The 19837-nt window shown below is 65.5% G+C and carries 17 protein-coding genes; 9 read left to right on the top strand and 8 right to left on the bottom strand.

Features of this window, described 5'->3' with window-relative positions:
* Nucleotides 1-37 precede the first annotated feature (37 nt).
* From LV476_RS09650 to hemF, 4 genes are read left to right on the top strand one after another with little or no spacing between them, the layout of a single operon-like run.
* On the top strand, nt 38-511 hold the full coding sequence (locus tag LV476_RS09650; RefSeq protein WP_250075610.1) for a DUF494 family protein: 474 nt from the start codon (nt 38-40) through the stop codon (nt 509-511).
* A 15-nt stretch (nt 512-526) separates the two neighbouring features.
* Complete coding sequence (locus LV476_RS09645) at nt 527-2962, top strand: DNA topoisomerase I (RefSeq protein WP_250075608.1); 2436 nt, start codon at nt 527-529, stop codon at nt 2960-2962.
* Nucleotides 2959-3519: an L-threonylcarbamoyladenylate synthase gene (locus tag LV476_RS09640; protein ID WP_250075607.1), complete on the top strand. Its 561-nt coding sequence runs from the start codon at nt 2959-2961 to the stop codon at nt 3517-3519. The genes LV476_RS09645 and LV476_RS09640 overlap by 4 nt, the downstream gene beginning before the upstream one ends.
* Before the next feature lie 2 nt (nt 3520-3521).
* Nucleotides 3522-4466 (top strand): oxygen-dependent coproporphyrinogen oxidase, encoded by a 945-nt coding sequence (gene hemF, locus LV476_RS09635; RefSeq protein WP_250075605.1) that lies wholly within the window; start codon nt 3522-3524, stop codon nt 4464-4466.
* Between the two features lie 72 nt (nt 4467-4538).
* On the opposite strand, the gene LV476_RS09630 is transcribed toward hemF, so the two are convergent.
* From LV476_RS09630 to LV476_RS09620, 3 genes are all read right to left on the bottom strand, one after another.
* Nucleotides 4539-5378, bottom strand: a complete 840-nt coding sequence (locus LV476_RS09630) for a thermonuclease family protein (protein ID WP_250075603.1) — start codon at nt 5376-5378, stop codon at nt 4539-4541.
* Nucleotides 5379-5386: 8 nt separating this feature from the next.
* Nucleotides 5387-5638 (bottom strand): type B 50S ribosomal protein L31, encoded by a 252-nt coding sequence (locus LV476_RS09625; RefSeq protein WP_250075602.1) that lies wholly within the window; start codon nt 5636-5638, stop codon nt 5387-5389.
* A 228-nt stretch (nt 5639-5866) separates the two neighbouring features.
* Nucleotides 5867-6574 (bottom strand): ComF family protein, encoded by a 708-nt coding sequence (locus tag LV476_RS09620; protein ID WP_250075600.1) that lies wholly within the window; start codon nt 6572-6574, stop codon nt 5867-5869.
* Between the two features lie 42 nt (nt 6575-6616).
* On the opposite strand from LV476_RS09620, the gene LV476_RS09615 reads away from it, so the two are divergent.
* Together LV476_RS09615 and bioB are read left to right on the top strand one after the other, a co-directional pair.
* Nucleotides 6617-7048: a hypothetical protein gene (locus LV476_RS09615; protein ID WP_250075598.1), complete on the top strand. Its 432-nt coding sequence runs from the start codon at nt 6617-6619 to the stop codon at nt 7046-7048.
* Between the two features lie 4 nt (nt 7049-7052).
* Nucleotides 7053-8051, top strand: coding sequence for a biotin synthase BioB (bioB, locus tag LV476_RS09610; protein ID WP_250075596.1), 999 nt, complete (start codon nt 7053-7055; stop codon nt 8049-8051).
* A gap of 74 nt (nt 8052-8125) precedes the next feature.
* Here the strand turns inward: bioB and LV476_RS09605 are convergent, their stop codons facing one another.
* On the bottom strand, nt 8126-10462 hold the full coding sequence (locus LV476_RS09605) for a DUF255 domain-containing protein (RefSeq protein WP_250075594.1): 2337 nt from the start codon (nt 10460-10462) through the stop codon (nt 8126-8128).
* Nucleotides 10463-10559: 97 nt separating this feature from the next.
* Here LV476_RS09605 and pap point away from each other — a divergent pair, with 97 nt between their 5' ends.
* Nucleotides 10560-12074 carry a polyphosphate:AMP phosphotransferase gene (gene pap / locus LV476_RS09600; protein ID WP_250075593.1) on the top strand — a complete coding sequence of 505 codons (1515 nt, stop codon included), beginning with the start codon at nt 10560-10562 and terminating at the stop codon, nt 12072-12074.
* Nucleotides 12075-12099: 25 nt separating this feature from the next.
* Here pap and mgtE read toward each other — a convergent pair whose 3' ends face one another.
* On the bottom strand, nt 12100-13470 hold the full coding sequence (gene mgtE / locus LV476_RS09595) for a magnesium transporter (RefSeq protein ID WP_250075591.1): 1371 nt from the start codon (nt 13468-13470) through the stop codon (nt 12100-12102).
* 100 nt (nt 13471-13570) lie between these two features.
* On the opposite strand from mgtE, the gene LV476_RS09590 reads away from it, so the two are divergent.
* Together LV476_RS09590 and sodC are read left to right on the top strand one after the other, a co-directional pair.
* Entirely contained in the window at nt 13571-14092 is a 522-nt protein-coding gene (locus tag LV476_RS09590) for a TonB C-terminal domain-containing protein (protein WP_250075588.1), read from the top strand.
* Nucleotides 14093-14283: 191 nt separating this feature from the next.
* Nucleotides 14284-14835, top strand: coding sequence for a superoxide dismutase [Cu-Zn] SodC (sodC, locus tag LV476_RS09585; protein ID WP_250075586.1), 552 nt, complete (start codon nt 14284-14286; stop codon nt 14833-14835).
* Nucleotides 14836-14930: 95 nt separating this feature from the next.
* Here the strand turns inward: sodC and rlmM are convergent, their stop codons facing one another.
* The 3 genes from rlmM to trpE all read right to left on the bottom strand — a co-directional run bounded on the left by rlmM (nt 14931) and on the right by trpE (nt 19800).
* Complete coding sequence (rlmM, locus tag LV476_RS09580) at nt 14931-15995, bottom strand: 23S rRNA (cytidine(2498)-2'-O)-methyltransferase RlmM (RefSeq protein WP_250075584.1); 1065 nt, start codon at nt 15993-15995, stop codon at nt 14931-14933.
* Between the two features lie 900 nt (nt 15996-16895).
* Nucleotides 16896-18170, bottom strand: a complete 1275-nt coding sequence (locus LV476_RS09575) for an AAA family ATPase (protein WP_250075582.1) — start codon at nt 18168-18170, stop codon at nt 16896-16898.
* A 115-nt stretch (nt 18171-18285) separates the two neighbouring features.
* Entirely contained in the window at nt 18286-19800 is a 1515-nt protein-coding gene (gene trpE, locus LV476_RS09570) for an anthranilate synthase component I (RefSeq protein ID WP_250075579.1), read from the bottom strand.
* Nucleotides 19801-19837 lie beyond the last annotated feature (37 nt).

Here is a 19837-nt window from a genome sequence, read left to right as displayed (position 1 = left end):
CGTGTGCAGGCTCAAGCCATCATGTCCCGGTGAGCCGATGAAAGAGACCGTTCTCGACCTGTTGATGTTCCTCTTCGAGAATTACATGGAAGACGAGGACCACTTCCCCCCGCAAAACGAGCGCGCCGGGCTGCAGATGAAGCTGCTGGAGGCCGGTTTCGACCACGACGAGATCGAGCATGCCTTCGGCTGGCTCGAGGGCGTGCTCGAGCAGGGCGGCGTCGCCGGCCCTGAACGCGACCAGGCCTTCAGGGTCTACAGTGACGACGAGCAAATGATGCTCGACACCGATGCCCGAGGCTTTCTCATGCAGCTCGAGCAGATCGGCGTACTGTCGCCGTCGAGCCGCGAGACCGTCATCGAGCGCGCCATGGCTCTCGGCGAGGACGAAATCGACGTCGAGCGCCTGAAATGGATCGTGCTACTGGTCCTGTTCGCCAAACCCGGTGAGGAGCAGGCCTTTGCCTGGATGGAAGACCTCGTCTTCGACGACGCCGCCGTCCTGCACTGACAACGAAGACACCCTATGAGCGAAAATCTCGTCATCGTCGAATCGCCCGCCAAGGCCAAGACGATCAAGAAATATCTCGGCCCCGGCTACGAAGTGCTGGCCTCCTACGGGCACGTGCGCGACCTGGTGCCGAAAAACGGCGCCGTCGACCCCGAGCACGGCTTCGCGATGAACTACACGGTCATCGACAAGAACAAGAAGCACGTCGATGCGATCAAGAAGGCACTGAAGAAGGCCGACACCCTGCTGCTGGCGACTGACCCCGACCGCGAAGGCGAGGCCATCTCCTGGCACCTCTACGAGCTGCTGAAGGACAGCGGCCTGCTCGACGACCGGGACGCCAAGCGCGTGGTGTTCTACGAGATCACCAAGCGCGCCGTGCAAGAGGCCATCGCCCACCCGCGCGAGCTGTCGCAGGAGCTGATCGACGCCCAACAGGCGCGGCGCGCGCTGGACTACCTGGTGGGCTTCAACCTCTCGCCGCTGCTGTGGAAAAAGATCAACCCGGGCCTGTCGGCCGGCCGTGTGCAGAGCCCGGCACTGCGTATGATTGTCGAGCGCGAGGAAGAGATCGAAGCCTTCAAGCCGCGCGAATACTGGTCGATCGCCGCCGACTGCCGCACCGGCGAACAGCCGTTCTCCGCCCGCCTCTATCAGCTCGACGGCAAAAAGGTCGGGCAGTTCACCCTCGAGGACGAGGCCAGCGCCACCGCCGCGCGTGAACGCCTCGATGCGGCGGCGAACGGCACGCTCAAGGTCGCCAAGGTCGACCGTCGCGAGCGCAAGCGTCACGCCGCGCCGCCGTTCACCACCTCGACGCTCCAGCAGGAGGCCGTGCGCAAGCTTGGCCTGTCCGCCTCGCGTGCCATGCGCGTCGCCCAGGAGCTCTACGAGGGCGTCGACATCGGCCAGGGCACGGTGGGCCTGATCACCTACATGCGGACCGACTCGGTCAACCTGTCGAACGACGCGATCGGCGAGATCCGCTCGCACATCGGCGAGAGCTACGGCGGCGACTACGTTCCGGAAAGCCCCAACCGCTACCGCACCAAGTCGAAGAACGCCCAGGAGGCGCACGAGGCCGTCCGCCCGACCTCGATCGCCAACACGCCGGACAAGGTGCGCGCCTTCCTCAATCGCGACCAGTTCCGCCTCTACGAGATGATCTTCAAGCGGACGCTGGCCTCGCAGATGACCCCGGCGATCTTCGACCAGGTCTCCGTGGATCTCGCCGCCGGCGACGAGCACAGCTTCCGTGCCACCGGCTCGACCCTCAAGTTCCCGGGCTTCATCGCCGCCTACCGCGAGGACGAGGACGACCAGGCCAGCGACAAGGACGACGACCGTCGCCTGCCGCCGCTGGAGGAAGGTCAGGAGATCGATCTCGCCGAGATCAAGGCCACGCAACACTTCACCGAGCCGCCGCCGCGCTACACCGAAGCGAGCCTGGTCAAGACGCTCGAGCAGTACGGCATCGGTCGACCGTCGACCTATGCCAGCATCATCTCGACACTGCGCTCGCGCGAATACGTCGAACTCGAACAGCGCCGTTTCCGCCCCACCGACATGGGTCGCGTGGTCAACGGCTTTCTGACCGAGTACTTCCGCGACGTGGTCGACTACGAGTTCACCGCCAAGCTCGAGGACGAGCTCGACGCCGTCTCGCGCGGCGAGATGGACTGGGTGCCGCTGCTGCGCGAGTTCTGGGAGCCATTCTCCGAGCGCATCGAGGACACCGCCAAAAACGTCTCGCGCCAGGAGGCTGCCCAGGGCCGCGAACTGGGTGTCGACCCCAAGAGCGGCAAGCCGGTAGTCGCCCGCCTGGGCCGCTTCGGGCCGTTCGTGCAGATCGGCACCAAGGACGACGAGGAAAAGCCCAAGTTCGCCTCGCTGCGCCCGCACCAGAGCATCGCCACCATTACCCTCGACGAGGCGATGGAGCTCTTCAAGCTGCCGCGAGAGCTGGGCGAGACCCCCGAGGGCGAGCCGGTACAGGCCAACATCGGCCGCTTCGGCCCCTACGTGAAGTTCGGCAACAAGTTCGCCTCCCTGGGCAAGGACGATGACCCGTACACCATCGAGCTGCCGCGCGCGCTCGAGATCATCGAGGTCAAGAAGCTCGCGGAGAAGAACCGCATCATCAACGACTTCGGCGACGGCATCCAGGTGCTTAACGGCCGTTACGGGCCGTACGTGTCAAACGGCAAGAAGAACGCCAAGATCCCCAAGGACACCGATCCGAAGACGATCACGCACGAGCAGGCGATCGAGATGATCGCCCAAGCACCGGAACGCAAGGGCCGCGGCCGCAAGGCGGCACCCAAGACCGCGGCGAAGAAGACCGCGACCAAGTCGACGGCCAAGAAGTCGACAGCGAAGAAGGCGGCCGCCAAGAAGACCACGACGAAGAAGAGCGCCCCGAAAAGCGCTTCGGGAGGCAAGGAGGCGTGAGCGGGCTCTCGCCCTTCCGCCTGCGTGAGATCGCCCGCCACCTCGACGAGGGCGGGCTGATCGCCTATCCCACCGAGGCGGTCTTCGGCCTGGGCTGCGATCCGCTCGACCCGTTCGCGGTGATGCGTCTCCTGACGCTCAAGCGGCGCGACATCGACAAAGGGCTGATCCTGATCGCCGACACTCCCGAGATGCTGCAGCCGTACGCAGCGGTGCCGGCCGGGGAATGGGACAAACTGGCCGCCGACTGGCCGGCCGCGCGCACGGTGATCGTGCCGGCCGCCGAGGGCGTGCCGGGCTGGCTGACGGGCGGGCGCGACGAGATCGCCCTGCGCGTGCCGGCCCACGCGACCGCGCGCGCCATCAGCCGTGCCTTCGGCGGGCCAATCGTCTCGACCAGCGCGAACATCAGCGGCCGGCCGGCGGCACGCGACGCGCTCGCCGCCCGACGCCAGTTCGGCCGGGCGGACGTCCAGATCATCCCGGGTGACGTCGATCGGCGCGCCCGCCCCTCGCAGATCATCCACTGGCCCACCGGCAGGATCATCAGGAGCTGACAATGGCGGATACGCAGGCGGACCTCCAGGCCGTTCGTGATTACCTCATCGACCTGCAGGACCGGATCGTCGCCGGCCTCGAGAGCCAGGAAGACGGCACCCGCTTCCTGCACGACGACTGGAAGCGTCCGCCGGGCGACCACCTCAACGGCGAGGGCCGCGGGCGGATTCTCGAGGACGGCACGACCTTCGAACGCGCGGGCATCAACTTCTCGCACGTCACCGGCAACAAGCTGCCGCCGTCGGCCACCGCCCACCGGCCGGATCTCGCCGGCGGCTCGTTCGAGGCGATGGGCGTCTCGCTGGTGATCCACCCCCGCAACCCGTACGTACCCACCTCGCATGCCAACGTGCGCTTCTTCCAGGCACAGAAGGAAGGCGTGGAGCCGGTCTGGTGGTTCGGTGGCGGCTTCGATCTCACGCCCTACTACGGCTTTACCGAGGACGCCGTTCACTGGCACGAGCAGGCCGAGGCCGCCTGCCGGCCGTTCGGCGACGATCACTACCCGCGTTTCAAGCAGTGGTGCGACGAGTATTTCTGGCTCAAGCACCGCAACGAGCCGCGCGGCGTGGGCGGCCTGTTTTTCGATGACTACGGCGCCGACGGCCAGGTCGACTTCGACACCGGCTTCGGCTTCATGCGCTCGGTGGGCGACCACTACCTGCCGGCCTACCTGCCGCTGGTGGAAAAGCGCAAGGACACACCGTTTGGTGAGCGCGAGCGCGACTTCCAGGCCTACCGTCGCGGCCGCTACGTCGAGTTCAACCTGGTCTATGACCGCGGCACCCTGTTCGGGCTGCAGTCGGGGGGACGCACCGAGTCGATCCTGATGTCGATGCCGCCGCGCGCCGCCTGGCGCTACGACTACCACCCCGAGCCGGGCAGCGAGGAAGCGCGCCTCTACGACGAGTTTCTCCGTCCGCGCGACTGGCTGTCCAAGGGCTAAGCCGCTCACAGCGCCACCACGAAAAAGGGCGAACCTTGAGGTTCGCCCTTTTTCATTCCACCTGCGCGTTCGTCAGTCCAGTCGCTCCAGTGCGTGCGCCGAGTCGACCGGGATGAACCAGTCCTGGTAGCGGTTGCTGTGGTGGACGATCCAACCGCGCACGCGCAGTCGCTCGCCCTCGAGCGAGTCGAAGTCCCAGCCCGGGAAGTGCTCGCGATCGGCCTTGTCGATGCGCACGGCCACGCGTCCCTCGAGGTTGATCCAGATATTGCGGCGGCTCTCGCCCACCGAGACCACCCGCCCCCGCACGATGGCCGCACCCTGCACCTCCTCGGGAATGCCATCCGCGCTCGGCAAGCCGGGTTCGTAGGCCGGCAGCGACCAGATGCCGCGGCGCTCCTCGCGCGCAACCCGCTCGCGGGCCATCAGGCAGTCGGCCAACGCCAGGTTCGGCGCGACGAACACGGCCATCGCCATGCCTTCCTCGAGCAGATGCCCCTGCACCGAGGCACCACCGGGGAGATAGAGGTAGGCGAGCGTCCGGCCGTAACGGTCCTCCTCCTCGCGGGCCGGCACCACCTCGACCCGGTTCTGCGAGCCGGCGAGGACGGCCTGCAGTGCCTGGCGGCTCTCGCGGGCGAGCGACTCGTCCGGATTGCCGTCGTAGCCGATCTCGGGGGTATCGATGCCCACCAACCGCACGCGTTCGCCGCTGGTAAGACGCACCGTGTCGCCGTCATTGACGTAGCCGACTGTCGCCGAGCGCCCCTCGGCGCCGGCTGGCCGACAATCGGCGGCCGCCAGCGGCGCGGCAATCAGGACAAGCAGAACCAGCCAGACACGAAAAAGGGCACCGGGAAGACCCACGGTGCCCTCTTGCAGCGTCCGGCCGAATGGCAGGAACGCGACCATCGACAGTCTTACTTCTTCTTCTGACCGTAACGGTTGCGGAACTTGTCCACCTGCTTGGCCATGCTGCCCTCGGAGCGCTTGCCCGTGAAGAACGGGTGGCTCGCGGAGGAAACGTCGACCTTGACCAGCGGGTACTCGTTACCGTCTTCCCACTTGATGGTCTCGCTCGACTTCATGGTCGAGCGGGTCAGGATGGCGAAGTCTGCCGCGACGTCCTGGAACACCACCGGCTGGTAGTTCGGGTGAATGCCTTCTTTCATCTCGATTCTGCCCCTGGTAAAGGTTCGAAAGTTGGGTCGGATGCCGCCGGGGCCGCATCTCAAGTTGATCGTCTTCGTGTTCGTCCCCCGACGGGGGCTGCCGTCCGGCCCGCCGGCCACGTCGGAAAATCACCACGGGCGAACGCGGCCGGGACGGCCAAGGCGCGAGATTCTACCCAAACTCCTCGCACGGCACAAGCCATATGCCCCGCTTTGGCCGGTATCCGTTCAGGGCGTGCGCGCCAACGACCAGACGATCACCGACTCGGCCCCGCCACGTCGCAATTCGGTGGCCAGAGCCCGGGCACTGGCGCCGGTGGTGAGCACGTCGTCGACGATCGCCACCCGACGGGGCATGTCTCCGGCCACCGCGAACGCCCCCTTGAGGGCCCGGCGGCGCTCGCGGGCCGACTGCGTCGTCAGCGAACCGGTATCGCGCACGCGGCGCACGCCCCGCTTGTGCACCGGCCTGTCGATCGCCCGTCCCAGACCGGCGGCCAGCAACCATGCCTGGTTGAAGCCGCGCCGACGACGCTGGGCCGGGTGCAGCGGCATGGGCACCAGCACCTCCGGCAAGGGCATAATATCCGGGAAGCCGCCTAGCGCGGCGGTCAGCGTCTCTTGCAACAACGGCAGGACACTGAAATCCTGACGATACTTGAGCCGATGGACCAGCTCGCGCACCGAAGGCACCAGGTCCACGGCCGAGACCACCCCGTCGAACGGCCAGGGCCTGGCCGAGCATGCCCCGCAGGTCATGCCCTCGTCCGGATCGGGGAGGGTCAGCCCGCAGGAAATGCAGCGCGGCCTGCCCAGCAAGGCATGCCACTCGGCAAGACAGTCGACGCAAAGTCCGGTCGGGTCGACCGTGTCGCGTCGACAGAGGTGACAGGGCGCATCGAACCAGCGCCCCCGTCGCGACGAAAACCATTCCATGGTAACCTGCATTCCATCTGCATATTTAGAGGCTGAACGATCATGAGCCAGGAAACGTCCGCCCAGTCGCCCGAGTCGGACACCGAACATACGCCGACCCGCATTTCCGGCCGGTCGGCTCAACGGGCCGCCACCTGGTTCAACTGGGGCAACATCGTCGCCATGGCCATCCCGCTGCCGCTGGCGATCTTCTGGGCCGGCATGTCCATGCTGGTCTACGCCCTGAACAAGCACCACCCCAACCCCAAGGTGGGCCACTATACCCAGTGGGCCGCCTACCGCTTCTACGCGGTGGCCGGGACGACCGTTGCCGTCGGCGCTTTCGCCCCGCCAAGTATCAATTTCTACCTGATTCTGTGGGCGATTTCGGCACTCATCGTTGTGCCGTGGTCGCTTTACGACCTGTACCGAATCAAGCAAGATACATGGGAAGATACCTTCACCGACCCGCCCGAATCGTTCGAGGATAACTGATCCCATGACCCGTCCGCGCTGGAGCAAACAGGAAGCGCTCGACCTGTTCGACAAGCCCTTCAACGACCTGCTGTTCCAGGCGCAGACGGTGCATCGCGAGCACTTCGACCCCAACAAGGTGCAGGTCAGCACCCTGATGTCGATCAAGACCGGCGCCTGCCCGGAAGACTGCAAGTACTGCTCGCAGAGCGCCCGCTACGACACGGGCCTGGAGCGCGAGCGCCTGCTGCCGCTCGACGAGGTGCGCACCGCCGCCCGCCGGGCGCGCGACAAGGGCGCCTCGCGCTTCTGCATGGGCGCGGCCTGGCGCAACCCCACCGACAAGCAGCTCGAGCGCGTCATCGACATGGTGCACGTGGTCAAGCAGACCGGCATGGAGGCCTGCGTGACGCTCGGCATGCTCGAGCCGCACCAGGCCACCCGCCTCAAGGAGGCCGGGCTCGACTACTACAACCACAACATCGACACCTCGGCCGAGTACTACGACCAGGTGATCACCACCCGCTCGATCGAGGACCGCCTCGAGACGCTCGACCACGTCCGCGACGCGGGCATCAACGTCTGCTCCGGCGGCATCCTCGGCATGGGCGAGTCCCGCGAGGACCGCGCCTCGTTCCTGAACACGCTCGCCAACCTCGAGCGCGCGCCGGAATCCGTGCCGCTGAACATGCTGGTGCGCATCCCGGGCACGCCGATGGCCGACGTGCCGGCGCTCGACCCGATCGAGTTCATCCGCACCATCGCCGTCGCCCGCATCATGATGCCCAGCTCGCACGTGCGCCTGTCCGCCGGCCGCGAGGGCTTGAGCGAGGCGATCCAGGCCTGGTGCTTCTTCGCCGGGGCGAACAGCATCTTCTACGGCGAGAAGCTCCTGACCACGGAGAACGCCGATGCCGAAGCCGACGAGGCGATGTTCGCCAAGCTCGGTCTCACCCCGCTGATCCCCGAGGGCTGCCAGCTCGACGAGCCGGCCGACAGCGCACCGGCTCCCGCCTCGGCCTGATCGGAGCGCCGCGGACGGCTCATACGGGCCGCGACTGACCCAACGGTCGGTCGCGGCCCGTTTCGTTTGGTGCCCTAGCGCCCCACCGGCACCTCGATCGTGTCCGGCGCCAGGCAGACCTCGTCGTTGCAGGCCTGAATCTCGATCCGCAAGCCCTCCGGTACCGCACCGGCCACCGGCGCCCGCAGGGTCAGTTCACCCTCGTAGACGTCGATGGCTTCGGTCGCGAACTCGGCGCGGAACGGCTTGCCCGGCGGATAGTCGATCGGGCCGATCTTGCCATCCACGGCCGTGACCCGCGTCGGCACCAGATAGTCCGCACTGGCCGGGTTGGCGTTGATATGAAAGCCCGCATCGATGCGCAACTGCACCACGATCGTCTGCCCCTGCTCAACTTGGCGGGCGCTCACCGCGACGTGATCGCGTGAGGCACCCGGACCGACGGCAGCCGGCGCGGCCAGTTCGGCGGCGAACCGGCCCACCGCCTCGGCACGCGACGGACGTGCCAGCTCGCCAACCAGCCAGCCCCACGCCTCGGGATCGGCCGCCACCTCGCCGGCAAACCCGGCCAACGCCGCCACCGCACGCTGCTGCCGCAACGGGGCATCCATCAGCAGGCCCAGATCGAGCAGGAACACCACCGCCTGACTGTGCCCGGACGGCCCGACCTCATCGCCGACCAACGGCGGGGTGACCGGCAGGCCGGGCCGCTCGTCGGTCAGTGCCCGCTCCAGCAGCCGACCCGCATCGTCAACAAAGCGCGCCTCGATCGCCTGCGCGATCCGCTGGGCGCGGAAAAGCCACTTCAGCTCGTGCTGATGACCGTACAGCGCCAGCATCAGCCGCCCGGTCGCGGCGTAGTCGGCAAGGAAGGCCTCGCCGCTGACCTGTTCGGCATAGGCCTGCCGGTGCAGGCGCCCCGTCGACCGATCCCAGAGCGTGTCCCACAACCACTCGCCCACCTCGGCCGCGCGATCGGCGGCATCGCCGCGACCGAGAGGCTGCGCGGCGGCCAGCAACCCTAGCCCGGCCAGGGCATTGAACTCGGCCACCTGCTTGCGATCCCGGCTGGGCTGGCCGCGCTCCTGCCGTTGGGCCAGCAGGGCGGCATAGTCGTCCTCCAGCCCCGTCATCGCCTCGGCCAGGCTGTTGCCTTCGAGTGCATCAAGCGCCCGGCCCGGACGCAGGTTGACCACCCCGCCGTCGGGCAGCTCGTGGTCGATGCGGCTCTCGGGCAGCGGTACCAGCTCGTGCCAGTCGAGAAAGTCGGTCGCCCGCTCACCCAGCGCCGAGCGGATCTCGGCCGGCGTGAAGACGTAGCTCTTGCCCTCGATGCCGTCCAGCGACGCGCTCTCGGCGGTAAAGAGACCACCTGCCTCGGCCCACAGCCGACGCTCGAGGTAGTCGATGCTCCGCTCGGCGACGCGGGCGTACCACGGCTGCCCCAGCCGCTCGGCAGCGCCGGCATACAGGCCGATGAGTTGCGCGTTGTCGAGCAGCATCTTCTCGAAGTGCGGCACCTGCCATTGCGGGTCGACGGTGTAGCGATGAAAGCCGCCGCCGACGTGATCGAACAGCGCGCCGATGCTCATCGCCGCAAGCGTCTGGTCGAACATCTCGCGGGCCGAGTCGTCCCCCGCCTCCATGGCCGAAAGCAGCAGCGACAGTTTCGGCGACTGCGGAAAGCGGCTCGACTGCCCGGGCGGGGCGAAGCCGCCGACCAGCGGGTCGAAGGTCTGCCCCAGCGACTCGACCGCCTGCTCGCGCCAGGCGACCGGATCGAGTCGCTCGGGGTCGATGCCGCTGGCAGCCGACTGCTCGCGCAGTGCCGCGGCGATGGTCTCGGCCCGCTCGATCAGCGGCTCGCGGTCGTTGCGCCACTGGGTCGAGAGCCGTTCGAGGATCTGCGGGAAGCTCTCTCGCCCGGGCAGCGGCTCGGGCGGGAAGTAGCTGCCGGCGAAGAACGGCTGCAGGTCCGGGGTGAGAAAGACGTTGTTGGGCCAGCCGCCACCGCCGCCGAGCGCCTCGGTGGCCTGCATCAGCACCCGGTCGAGGTCGGGGCGCTGCTCGCGGTCGACCTTGATGTTGACGAAGCCCGCGTTCATCCGCGCGGCGATCTCGGGGCTATCGTAGAGCTCGCGCTCGGCGACGTGGCACCAGTAGCAGGTGGAATAGCCCACCGAGACGAAGATCGGCTTGTCCTCGCGCCGGGCGCGTTCGAGCGCCGCCTCGCCCCAAGGATACCAGTCGACCGGGTTGTCGGCGTGATCGCGCAGGTAGTCCGAGGTGGTGTCGGAAAGCCGGTTCTCGGCTGCGGCCGGCTCGGCTAGCCCACCGGCGCACACGAACAGCAGCCCGACCAGGACGGCCGGAAAACGGTTCGACAGCGGCAGCGGAAGAAGCATGGGCATGGGTCACCTCGCGTGGACATCGAGGATGGCACAGGCGGGACGGGAATGCGGTCGGCAGTGCTAGGCTTGCAACCAACCCGTTTCACAAGGAAACACCATGTTCGAAGCTGCCGAGCTCGGCCGCCGCCTGTCCAAGGCCGACTACCGCGAAGCCGAACCGGAACTGCGCGCCCGGCTGCTGGGCGCCCAGCGCCGTGCCCGCGCGGCCGGCCTGCCGGTGCTGCTGCTGATCACCGGCGTGGCCGGCGCCGGCAAGGGCGAGCTGGTCAACCGGCTGCACGAGTGGCTCGACTCGCGCAACGTGCGCACCCATGTGTTCTGGGACGAGACCGACGAGGAAAAGCAGCGCCCGCGCTGGTGGCGCTACTGGCGCGCCATGCCCGCGGCCGGCGAGATCGGCATCCTGTTCGGCGGCTGGTACGCGCGACTGATCGAGGATGCCCGCCACGGTCGACTGGGCGAGGACGGTATCGAGGGCGAGCTCGACCGCATCCGCCAGGTCGAGCAGATGCTGATCAACGGCGGCGCCCTGCTGGTGAAGTTCTGGCTGCACCTGCCGGCCGAGGAACAGGCCCGTCGCGTCGAGGCACGCCGCAAGGACCCCAAGAGCCACTGGCGCATGGCCCCGGAAACCGCCCACGAGGCCAACCACTACGACGCGTTTGTCGAACTGGCCACCCGGGTGGTGCGCGAGACCGATACCGGCGAGGCGCCGTGGTTCCTGATCGAGGCGACCGATCGCCCCTTCCGCGACCTGACCGTCGGCAAGACCCTGCGACGCGCCATCGACACGCGCCTGGAGGCCGGCAACGGCCCGGCACCGACCAAGGTCTCGCACGCCCCGGCCCTGCCCGAGGCCGAGACCGCGCGGCGGACCATCGTCGATCACGTCGACGCGGACCTGGTCCTGTCGAGGGACGACTACAAGAAGCACAAGCGCAGCCTCGACGGGACGCTCAACCGGCTCGGCTGGGAAGGGTTCACGGCGCGCCACCCGGTGGTGGCGGTGTTCGAGGGCTGGGATGCCGCCGGCAAGGGCGGCGCCATCCGGCGGCTGACCGAGGCGCTCGACGCGCGCCTCTACAACGTCATCCCGATCGCCGAACCGACCGACGAGGAGGCGGCGCACCACTACCTGTGGCGCTTCTGGCGCCAGCTGCCGCGCGACGGCTACTGGACCATCTTCGACCGCTCCTGGTACGGCCGCGTGCTGGTCGAGCGGGTCGAGGGCTTCGCCTCGCAGCCGGAGTGGGCGCGCGCCTACCACGAGATCAACACCTTCGAGGAGCAGCTGGCCGAGCACGGCGTCACCCTGCTCAAGTTCTGGCTCAACATCACGCCGGAAGAACAGCTTCAGCGCTTCGAGGCGCGCCAGGAGACGCCCTACAAGCAGCACAAGATCACCGACGACGACTGGCGCAACCGCGAGAAGTGGGACAACTACAAGGCCGCCGTCAACGAGATGGTGATTCGCACCAGCACCGAGTACGCGCCGTGGCACATCATCCCGGCCAACGACAAGCGCTACGCGCGCATCGAGGTGATGCGGATCGCCGCCGAGGCGGTCAAGCGGGACGTGAAGGCAAAGAAGAAAGCCGCGGACAAGGGCTGAAGCCGCCCGGTCAGTGCCGCGAGAATCAGCCCGCCGGCGTCGCGTGGATCCAGGCCGTGGCGATGCCGAAGTAGATCAGGATGCCGCCGATGTCGGCAATCGAACTGATCAGCGGAGTGGAGGCCGTGGCCGGGTCGAGGCGAAAACGCGTCAGCACGAACGGCAGCAGCATGCCGACCATGCTGCCGAACACCACCACGGCGATCATCGACAGGAACACCACGTTGGCCAGCATGGTGCCGCCGTAGAACAGGCCGATGCCCCAGGCCGCCGCCCCCATGGTCAGGCCCAGCGCCGTGGCCACGCCGAGTTCGCGCAGCCACAGGCGCATCCAGTCGCCGGAGGAGACATCCCCGGTCGCCAGCGCCCGCACCATCATCGTCGCTCCCTGCGAGCCGGCATTGCCGCCCGAGCCGATGATCAGCGGCAGGAAGAAGCTCAACACCACCGCCGCCTCGAGCGTCTCCTCGAACGCCGAGACCGCCCCGGCGGCGAAGATGGCCAGGAACACCAGCATCAGCAGCCAGCCGATGCGCTTCTTGAACAGCTCGAGGATCGACGCCCCGCGCAAACTCACCTGCTTCGCCCCCAAACCGCCAAGCTTGTGGATATCCTCGGTGGCCTCCTCCTCGACCACGTCCATGACGTCGTCGATGGTCACCATGCCCAGCAGCACGCCGGCCTCGTCGACCACCGGCAGCGCGGTGAGATCGTAGTGCTGGATCTGGCGGGCGACCTCCTCGCGGTCGTCGCCAACCACGGCATGCACCGGCTCGGCGTCCATCAGGGATTCCACCGTCGCCTTGGGATCGCCCAATACCAGTTTGCGCAACCCGGTCCAGCCGAGCAGCCGGCCGTGCGCGTCGGTGACGTAGAGCGTGTCGATGGTCTCGCTGCGCCCGGCGTGCTGCTGCACGTGTTCGAGCGCGTAGGCCAGCGTCCAGTCCGGGCGCAGGGCGATGAACTCCGGCGTCATCAGCCGGCCGGCACTCTCCCGCGGATACCCCAGCAACCGCAACGCCTGCTGCACCCGGTGCGGGCTCAAACGGCGGACCACCGCCTCACCTTCCTCGGTACCGAGATGTTCCAGCAGCGCGGTCAGATTGTCCGGGCGAAGCGCTTCCAGCAGCTCGCGCGCCCGTCCCTCGTCGAGGGACTCGACCAGCGCGTACTGCGTCTCGGGTTCGAGAAAGCCGAACACGCCGACGCGGCGCTCGTGCGGCAGCAGGTCGAGCACCCGAACCACGCCCTCAGTCGACAGCCCCGCCATCGCACGGGCGATGTCCTGGTCGCGGACGGCAGCCAGATCGTCGCAAAGGGCATCGGCCTCGATCTCGTCGTGTTCGAAGCGGGCGAGGAGGTCGGCGAGTCGTTCGATGGTTTCGCTGGGGATCATCGGGGTGATTGCCTGCGTGAATCCGTTTCGAGTGGCATGAGGAGAATATAACCACGAGTGGCGGGGTTCTCCGACAGGAACGGGCAGACATCAGGATGACATGCCCAGCGGGACGAATGGCAACGCGATAAAATCACTGCCGGCGATCAGCACCAAGGACGACTCGCCCAGACTCAATGCCAATCATCAAAGCCAGGGAAGCGCTGCCATGATGCCCATCCGATCCATTGCGACTCACGTTGCCATCGGCCTCGTGATCACCCTCAGCAATCCCGCCTCGGCGACCGACGTCACGGACGACGACCGAACGAAACGGGAACTGCTCGCCGAGAACGCGAAGATGCGCCACGAAGCCCTGACCCACTGGGCCCTGGCCGTCCGCAAGAAAATCGTCGACAACTGGGATCGGCCTGACGATGCCGTCGTGGACTGGACATGCACCGCGACCATCCAGATGGAGCCGTCAGGCGACGTGAAGACAATCGCCATCGACCAATGCGACGGCACGTCAGCCTTCAGGGACTCCATCTGGTTGGCCATCGACGCCGCCTCACCTCTTCCCCGCCCGGCCATCAGCGCCGTCTGGCAAGAGAAAATCCGCCTCAACTTCAAACACGAGTAGCGCCCCGGCCTGCTGCCCGCTGCTCCAATCAACGAAGGCGCCACCGCACCTAATGCGATAACGGGGCGGTATCGGAGGGACAACCCCGCGGCGCCTTGCCTCACGAGCGGGGGATTGCAGGGAACCGTGCTGGCTACTATGCAAGTGTATTGCCGACGCAAATCCACCATCCGCATGACAAGGAGCCCGGCATGAAAACGACCGTACTTGCAGCAACCTCCCTGTTCACCCTGTTGGCTGCGGGTTACACGACCGCGGCCGACGGCGGCATGGCTGACGGCAAGGGGATCGACGTTCCCATGTACGCGGCCACGCCTACGGGCCCTGGCCAGCAGGTTGGCGTCATCCACGCCCAAAAGAGCGAAAACGGGGTTGTTCTACAGGCGAAGTTGCAGGGCCTGACGCCCGGAGCACATGGCTTCCATGTCCACGAGAACCCTTCCTGCGAGCCAAAGGAAAAAAATGGCGAGATCGTGCCTGCGCTGGCCGCCGGAGGACATTACGATCCACAAGGCACTGGCAAGCACGAGGGGCCTGCCGGTGAGGGGCACCTCGGCGACTTGCCGCCGCTCAAGGCCAGCGCCAAGGGCAGCGTGGACATGACCGTGACCGCGCCGCGCCTGAAGCTGGCGGATATCCGCAATCGCTCGCTGATGATCCACGCGGACGGCGACAACTTCGCCGACCAGCCGAAGCCTCTGGGTGGCGGCGGCGCGCGCGTTGCGTGTGGCGTTGTGGAATAAGCCGTGACCGGATCGAGCGGACGCCCCTTCACGGGGCGTTTTGCTCTTTGGCGGACACGCATCCGTCTGGCCCGATCGGGTCGGCCCCGCAACGGCTATACCCGCCGCAGGTAAGCCGTCACCTCATCCCGATCGTGATACAGCTGCCGAATGTCGATATCGAAGTCGACCTCGGCATCCTCCAACCGATCCGCGATCCGCTCGACCGCATCCATCACCGCCTGCTGACGCTTCTTCATCGGCAGCTTGAGGTTGAAGATCGCCCGCTGGCAGTCGCCGCGCGCCATCCAGTCGGCCATCAGGTCGGCGACGCGCGAGGGCTTTTCCACCATGTCGCAGACCAGCCACTCCACCGGCCGCTCGGGGCGGAAGGTGAAACCGTCCTCGCGGCGATGCTCGACGGAGACGTGCCCGGTGAACACGTCCGCCATCGGGCCGTTGTCGACGGCGGTGACGATCAGCCCGTCGCGCACCAGCTGCCAGGTCCAGCCGCCGGGCGCCGCACCCAGGTCAACCGCCTCGAGCCCGGCGCGCAGCAGGTCCTTGCGCTCCTCGGGCGAGAGGAAGGTGATCAGCGCCTCCTCGAGCTTGAGCGCCGAACGGCTGGGTGCGTCCTTGGCAAGCTTGAGGCGCGGGATGCCCATCGGCTGCGGGGCGGCCTGCCCCGGATGCGACCAGCCAGGAATCACGGTGGTGGTGTCGGTGAAGGTGAGATGCAGCCGCGGCAGATCCGGATTTCCCGGGTCGAGCAGGCCGCGCTTGCGCATCGACTGCTCCAGCGGCTTGGTGAACTTGCGGCATAACCGCATCAGCGGCCGGGTCGCCTCGGCATCCGGCGTCTCGACATAGACCCCACCAAACTCCTGCCCCTCGATCGCGGCGAGGATCGGCCCCAGCCGGTTGTCCGCCGGCAGGTCGTCCAGTGTCTCGCCGGCCAGGCAAAGCTGTCGGGCAAAGATCAGCTCATCGAGGGCAAGCGCCTCGAACCAATGGGCCAGTGCCTCGGGGTCGTGGGCAATGAAGGTCAGGTAGCCGGTATCGGACTTGGCCTTGCAGAAGCCGTGGACGCCCGCCTCGGCGGCGACCGTCTGCACCTGGGCGGCGCAGTCGCCCTCGTAGCCGGCTCGGGTAAGAAAGAGCAATTGGGTTTCATCAGACATGACGCGAAGCATGCCAGAGCGCGGCAGGGATTCCAGTCCGCGCGGAAATACCTAGGTGGATCGTTTCGCACGCCTGTTGCGTGGGGCGGGCAATAGCCACTGCCCTGCCACGCGCGCGAGGGCCTTTTCTTGCTTGTCCAAGAAAAGACCCGAAAAGAAAGACACCCCACGGCTTGGCCCTTCGGGCCTTCGAGGTCGGACACAGTCCGACCTCGAAGCCTCACGGCCGGCGGCTGGCTTTCGGGTCCGGCTCGACGCGACGTCGTGTCGCGCTGAGCCTCGGAGCGACGTCCCTGTCGCTCCGACCCCGGCCATCTGCGGGCCGTGAGGCAAGCCGACAGGGGGAAGGCCTTCGTTAACCGTCGTGCCGACCGGCAAGCGCTCACTCCATCCCAGCTGCGAGACAAGTCGCGCGCTTGAATCCCTGAACGAAGCAAATCGAAGGGTGAGCCCCCTTACGCCTTGCCTCGCGAGCGGGGAATCGCAGGGTCGGGCTTGCATGGACGCAAGCCCGAGGTTCGCCGCGACACGACGTCGCGTCGAACCGACCCGTCCGCGATTGCCCGTTCGCGAGGCTGATCGCGCAGCGATCAGGTCCGCAGGGCCAAGGCGTCGGGGTGTCCTTCTTTTCGTCGGTTTTCTTGGACAAGCAAGAAAACCGACTCGCGCGCCAGGCACGGAGCCAAACCGTTGCCACCTGACACAACGAGCGCGTGAAACCGATCCACCACGCTTCGAAGCGGGGAACAAGAGCAACCTCTTGAGGGGTCAGTTTTGATGGCAAAAATGCCGCTCTAAGACGTGAAAAGCCCCTCATCAGAGGGGCTAAGGCTGTTGTATCAAGCAGTTGGTCAGGTCCGACCCCGCAGGGTCTAGGTCCGGTCCTTAAGGCGGGGAAACCTAAAACTTGATACTTTCATCAAACTTCTTCACAACCAACCGTTCATCATCATTCTTCTGCAACATCCAGCGAATCATTATCTTTATTTTCGGATCAATGAAACGATACCGATTTCCTTTCGGCGTCTTAGACAGAATTGGATGAGTCCCATTTGAGAGCTCAATCAGATTTGAAGATACATTGAGTGTCTTCCCTTCGGTACTGGTTGGGAAGTGTTCCCGCAAGCTCTCCTCCACTTCAGCATTTGAAAACTCATTTTGCGACAGAACCCCCGTAGTATAAATAACCTGGTTCCTTCTCCCATGCCTAGTTTCCTTAGAATTTATATTCTTCTCAAGCCTTGAGTTCTCAGCAACCAAGGCTTCCTGAACCCAATTCCTCAAGGCCTGAGTGTACCCTTTTCTGGTTATCCTTCCCCCATCATCCGATGCCTCGAGAGCCACTTCAAGGCAAATATCGTGGACATACTGCGGGATATTGATAGAAAACCAAGAAATGGCATTTAGAAAATACCACTCGGTAAAGTTCCTCGGCCGGTCCTCAACAAAATCGAGACGCAATATTTTAAACAACCCCTTTTTTGCCAACTCAACCACGTCATGCTTGGAAAGCGCGGAAACTTCCGGTATCTCCTGCAACCTATTTATTATGGTCTGGGTCTCATCCACTTCTGCAAAATAATCTCGCAGGTTGTTAGGGGTTCCAACCAGCAAGATCCTGACATTGCTTTCTGCATATACCTCATCATCAAGGTAGAGCAAAAGAGACGAAAGCTCACTAATCTTGTCTTTATCCCGAACAATGTGCTCCAAGTTTTCAACAACAAGAAATGCCTTTTTAGATTTAGCCCTCTTCCGTATAAGACGAACCAATTTCAGATAGTTGTCAGGCGCGCTTTTCCGGTACTGACTCGTGTGCTCGAGGTGACCCTTAGCAAAACCTGCGTTCCCTTCAGCTCCTTTAGCTTCTTCGTGGCCCACCTTCTCATTGGGCTCTAGCCTCGCGACCAAGTAACCAATTGCATCACTTACGGAGCCACACTGATTCACAGTTGCGCAATTTAGAACTTCATAGTAAACATCGAGCTCAGAAAATATTTTCTTATAAAGCCATGTTTTCCCAGTGCCGCTTTCCCCGTGCACCACGATATTCTTGTGCTTTCTTATTGCCCGACTCAATGCCCTCTCAAGACCCTCCCGGTGAATATACATGTCATCATTGACATCCTTGACGCGAGGAGTAAAAACTTCTTCCGGGCTCTTTCTGAAAAACATTAAAAACCTCTTCGGGGCTGAGAATGCGCCGCCAGCACATGACAGGAAGGTGATAATGAAAACACTGGCGGGTACAACTTAGGGGAACCGAAACTGATCGGTCGAATAACTCACGTTAGCCGTCCGCAGCATCCAACCCCCGACTAGCCATATTCGCCGCCCGGAATAACGCCCTACGCTTGTTGAGCGTCTCCTCCCACTCGGTAGCAGGCACGGAGTCGGCGACGATCCCGCCCCCAGCCTGAACGTGCAGCTGCTCGTCCTTGATCACCCCGGTACGGATGGCGATGGCCGTATCCATGTTGCCATTCCAGGCCCAGTAACCCACCGCCCCGGCGTAGACACCACGCTTGACGGGCTCGAGCCCCTGGATGATTTCCAGTGCGCGGATCTTCGGTGCACCCGAGACGGTGCCGGCGGGGAAGGTCGCGCGCAGGACGTCCATGGCGTTGTAGCCCTCCTCGAGCTGGCCGGTGACCTGCGAGACGATGTGCATGACGTGCGAGTAGCGCTCGATGATCATGCGCTCCTCGAGCTTGACGCTGCCGACCTTGGCGACACGGCCGGTGTCGTTGCGCCCGAGATCGATCAGCATGACGTGCTCGGCGATCTCCTTCGGATCGCTCAACAGGTCCTGCTCGAGGGCCTTGTCCTCGGCTTCCGTGGCACCGCGCGGGCGGGTGCCGGCAATCGGGCGCACGGTGACGGTGCCGTCCTCGAGGCGGGCGAGGATCTCGGGGCTGGAGCCGACCACGGTGAACTCGCCGGCGTCGATGAAGTACATGTACGGCGAGGGGTTGATCGAGCGCAGCGCCCGGTAGAGGTCGATGGGCGCAGCACCGAACTCGATGCTCATCCGCTGGCTGGGCACCACCTGCATGACATCGCCCGCCGCGATGTACTCGCGGATGGCGCGCACGGCGTTCTCGTAGCCCTCGCGGGTGAAGGTGGCGGTGAAGTCGTTCTCGTCGATCGGCTTGCCCGGGGCGGAGGAGCCGTAGTGGGCCACCGGCTCGCGCAGGCGACGGGCGAGCGTGTCGAGGCGCACGTTGGCCAGATCGAGCGCGCCGGTCTCTGAAGGGTCGATCAGCGTCACCAGCAACAGCTCGCTGGAGAGGTTGTCGACCACGACCACCTCTTCGCTTGCCATCAGCAGGATGTCGGGCACGCCCAGCGGGTCGTCGGCGTCGAAGTTCGCCAGGCGCGGCTCGATGTAGCCGATGGTCTCGAAACCGAAGTAGCCCACCAGCCCGCCGTGAAAGCGCGGCATGTCGGCCGGCTCATAGACGCGGTAGCGGGCCTTGAAGGTCTCGATCCAGGCAAGCGGGTCGTCGACGGTCTCGTCCTCGACCACCTCGCCGTTCTTCTTGACCACCGCGCGGTGGCCGTGGACGGTGAGGACCGTCGGCGAGGGCAGGCCGATGATCGAGTAGCGCCCCCAGCGCTCGCCGCCGGTGACCGACTCGAACAGATAGCCGAACGGGCCTTCCACCAGCTTGCGGTAGACGGACAGCGGCGTGTCGTAGTCGCCCAGCACGCGGCGGGTGACGGGGACTCGGTTGTAGCCCTCGGCGGCGAGCGTCTCGAGGTCGACGCGGGTGGGCTGGTAGGGCTGGAAACGGTTGGGCATGACGGGCTCCGGAAGGGGGTAAACGACAAACGGCGAC

It is taken from the genome of Guyparkeria hydrothermalis, from assembly GCF_023555385.1.
Lineage (GTDB): Bacteria > Pseudomonadota > Gammaproteobacteria > Halothiobacillales > Halothiobacillaceae > Guyparkeria > Guyparkeria hydrothermalis_A.
The sequence above is the reverse complement of the archived record's forward strand: the minus strand, read 5'-3'. Positions and strand labels throughout refer to the sequence as shown.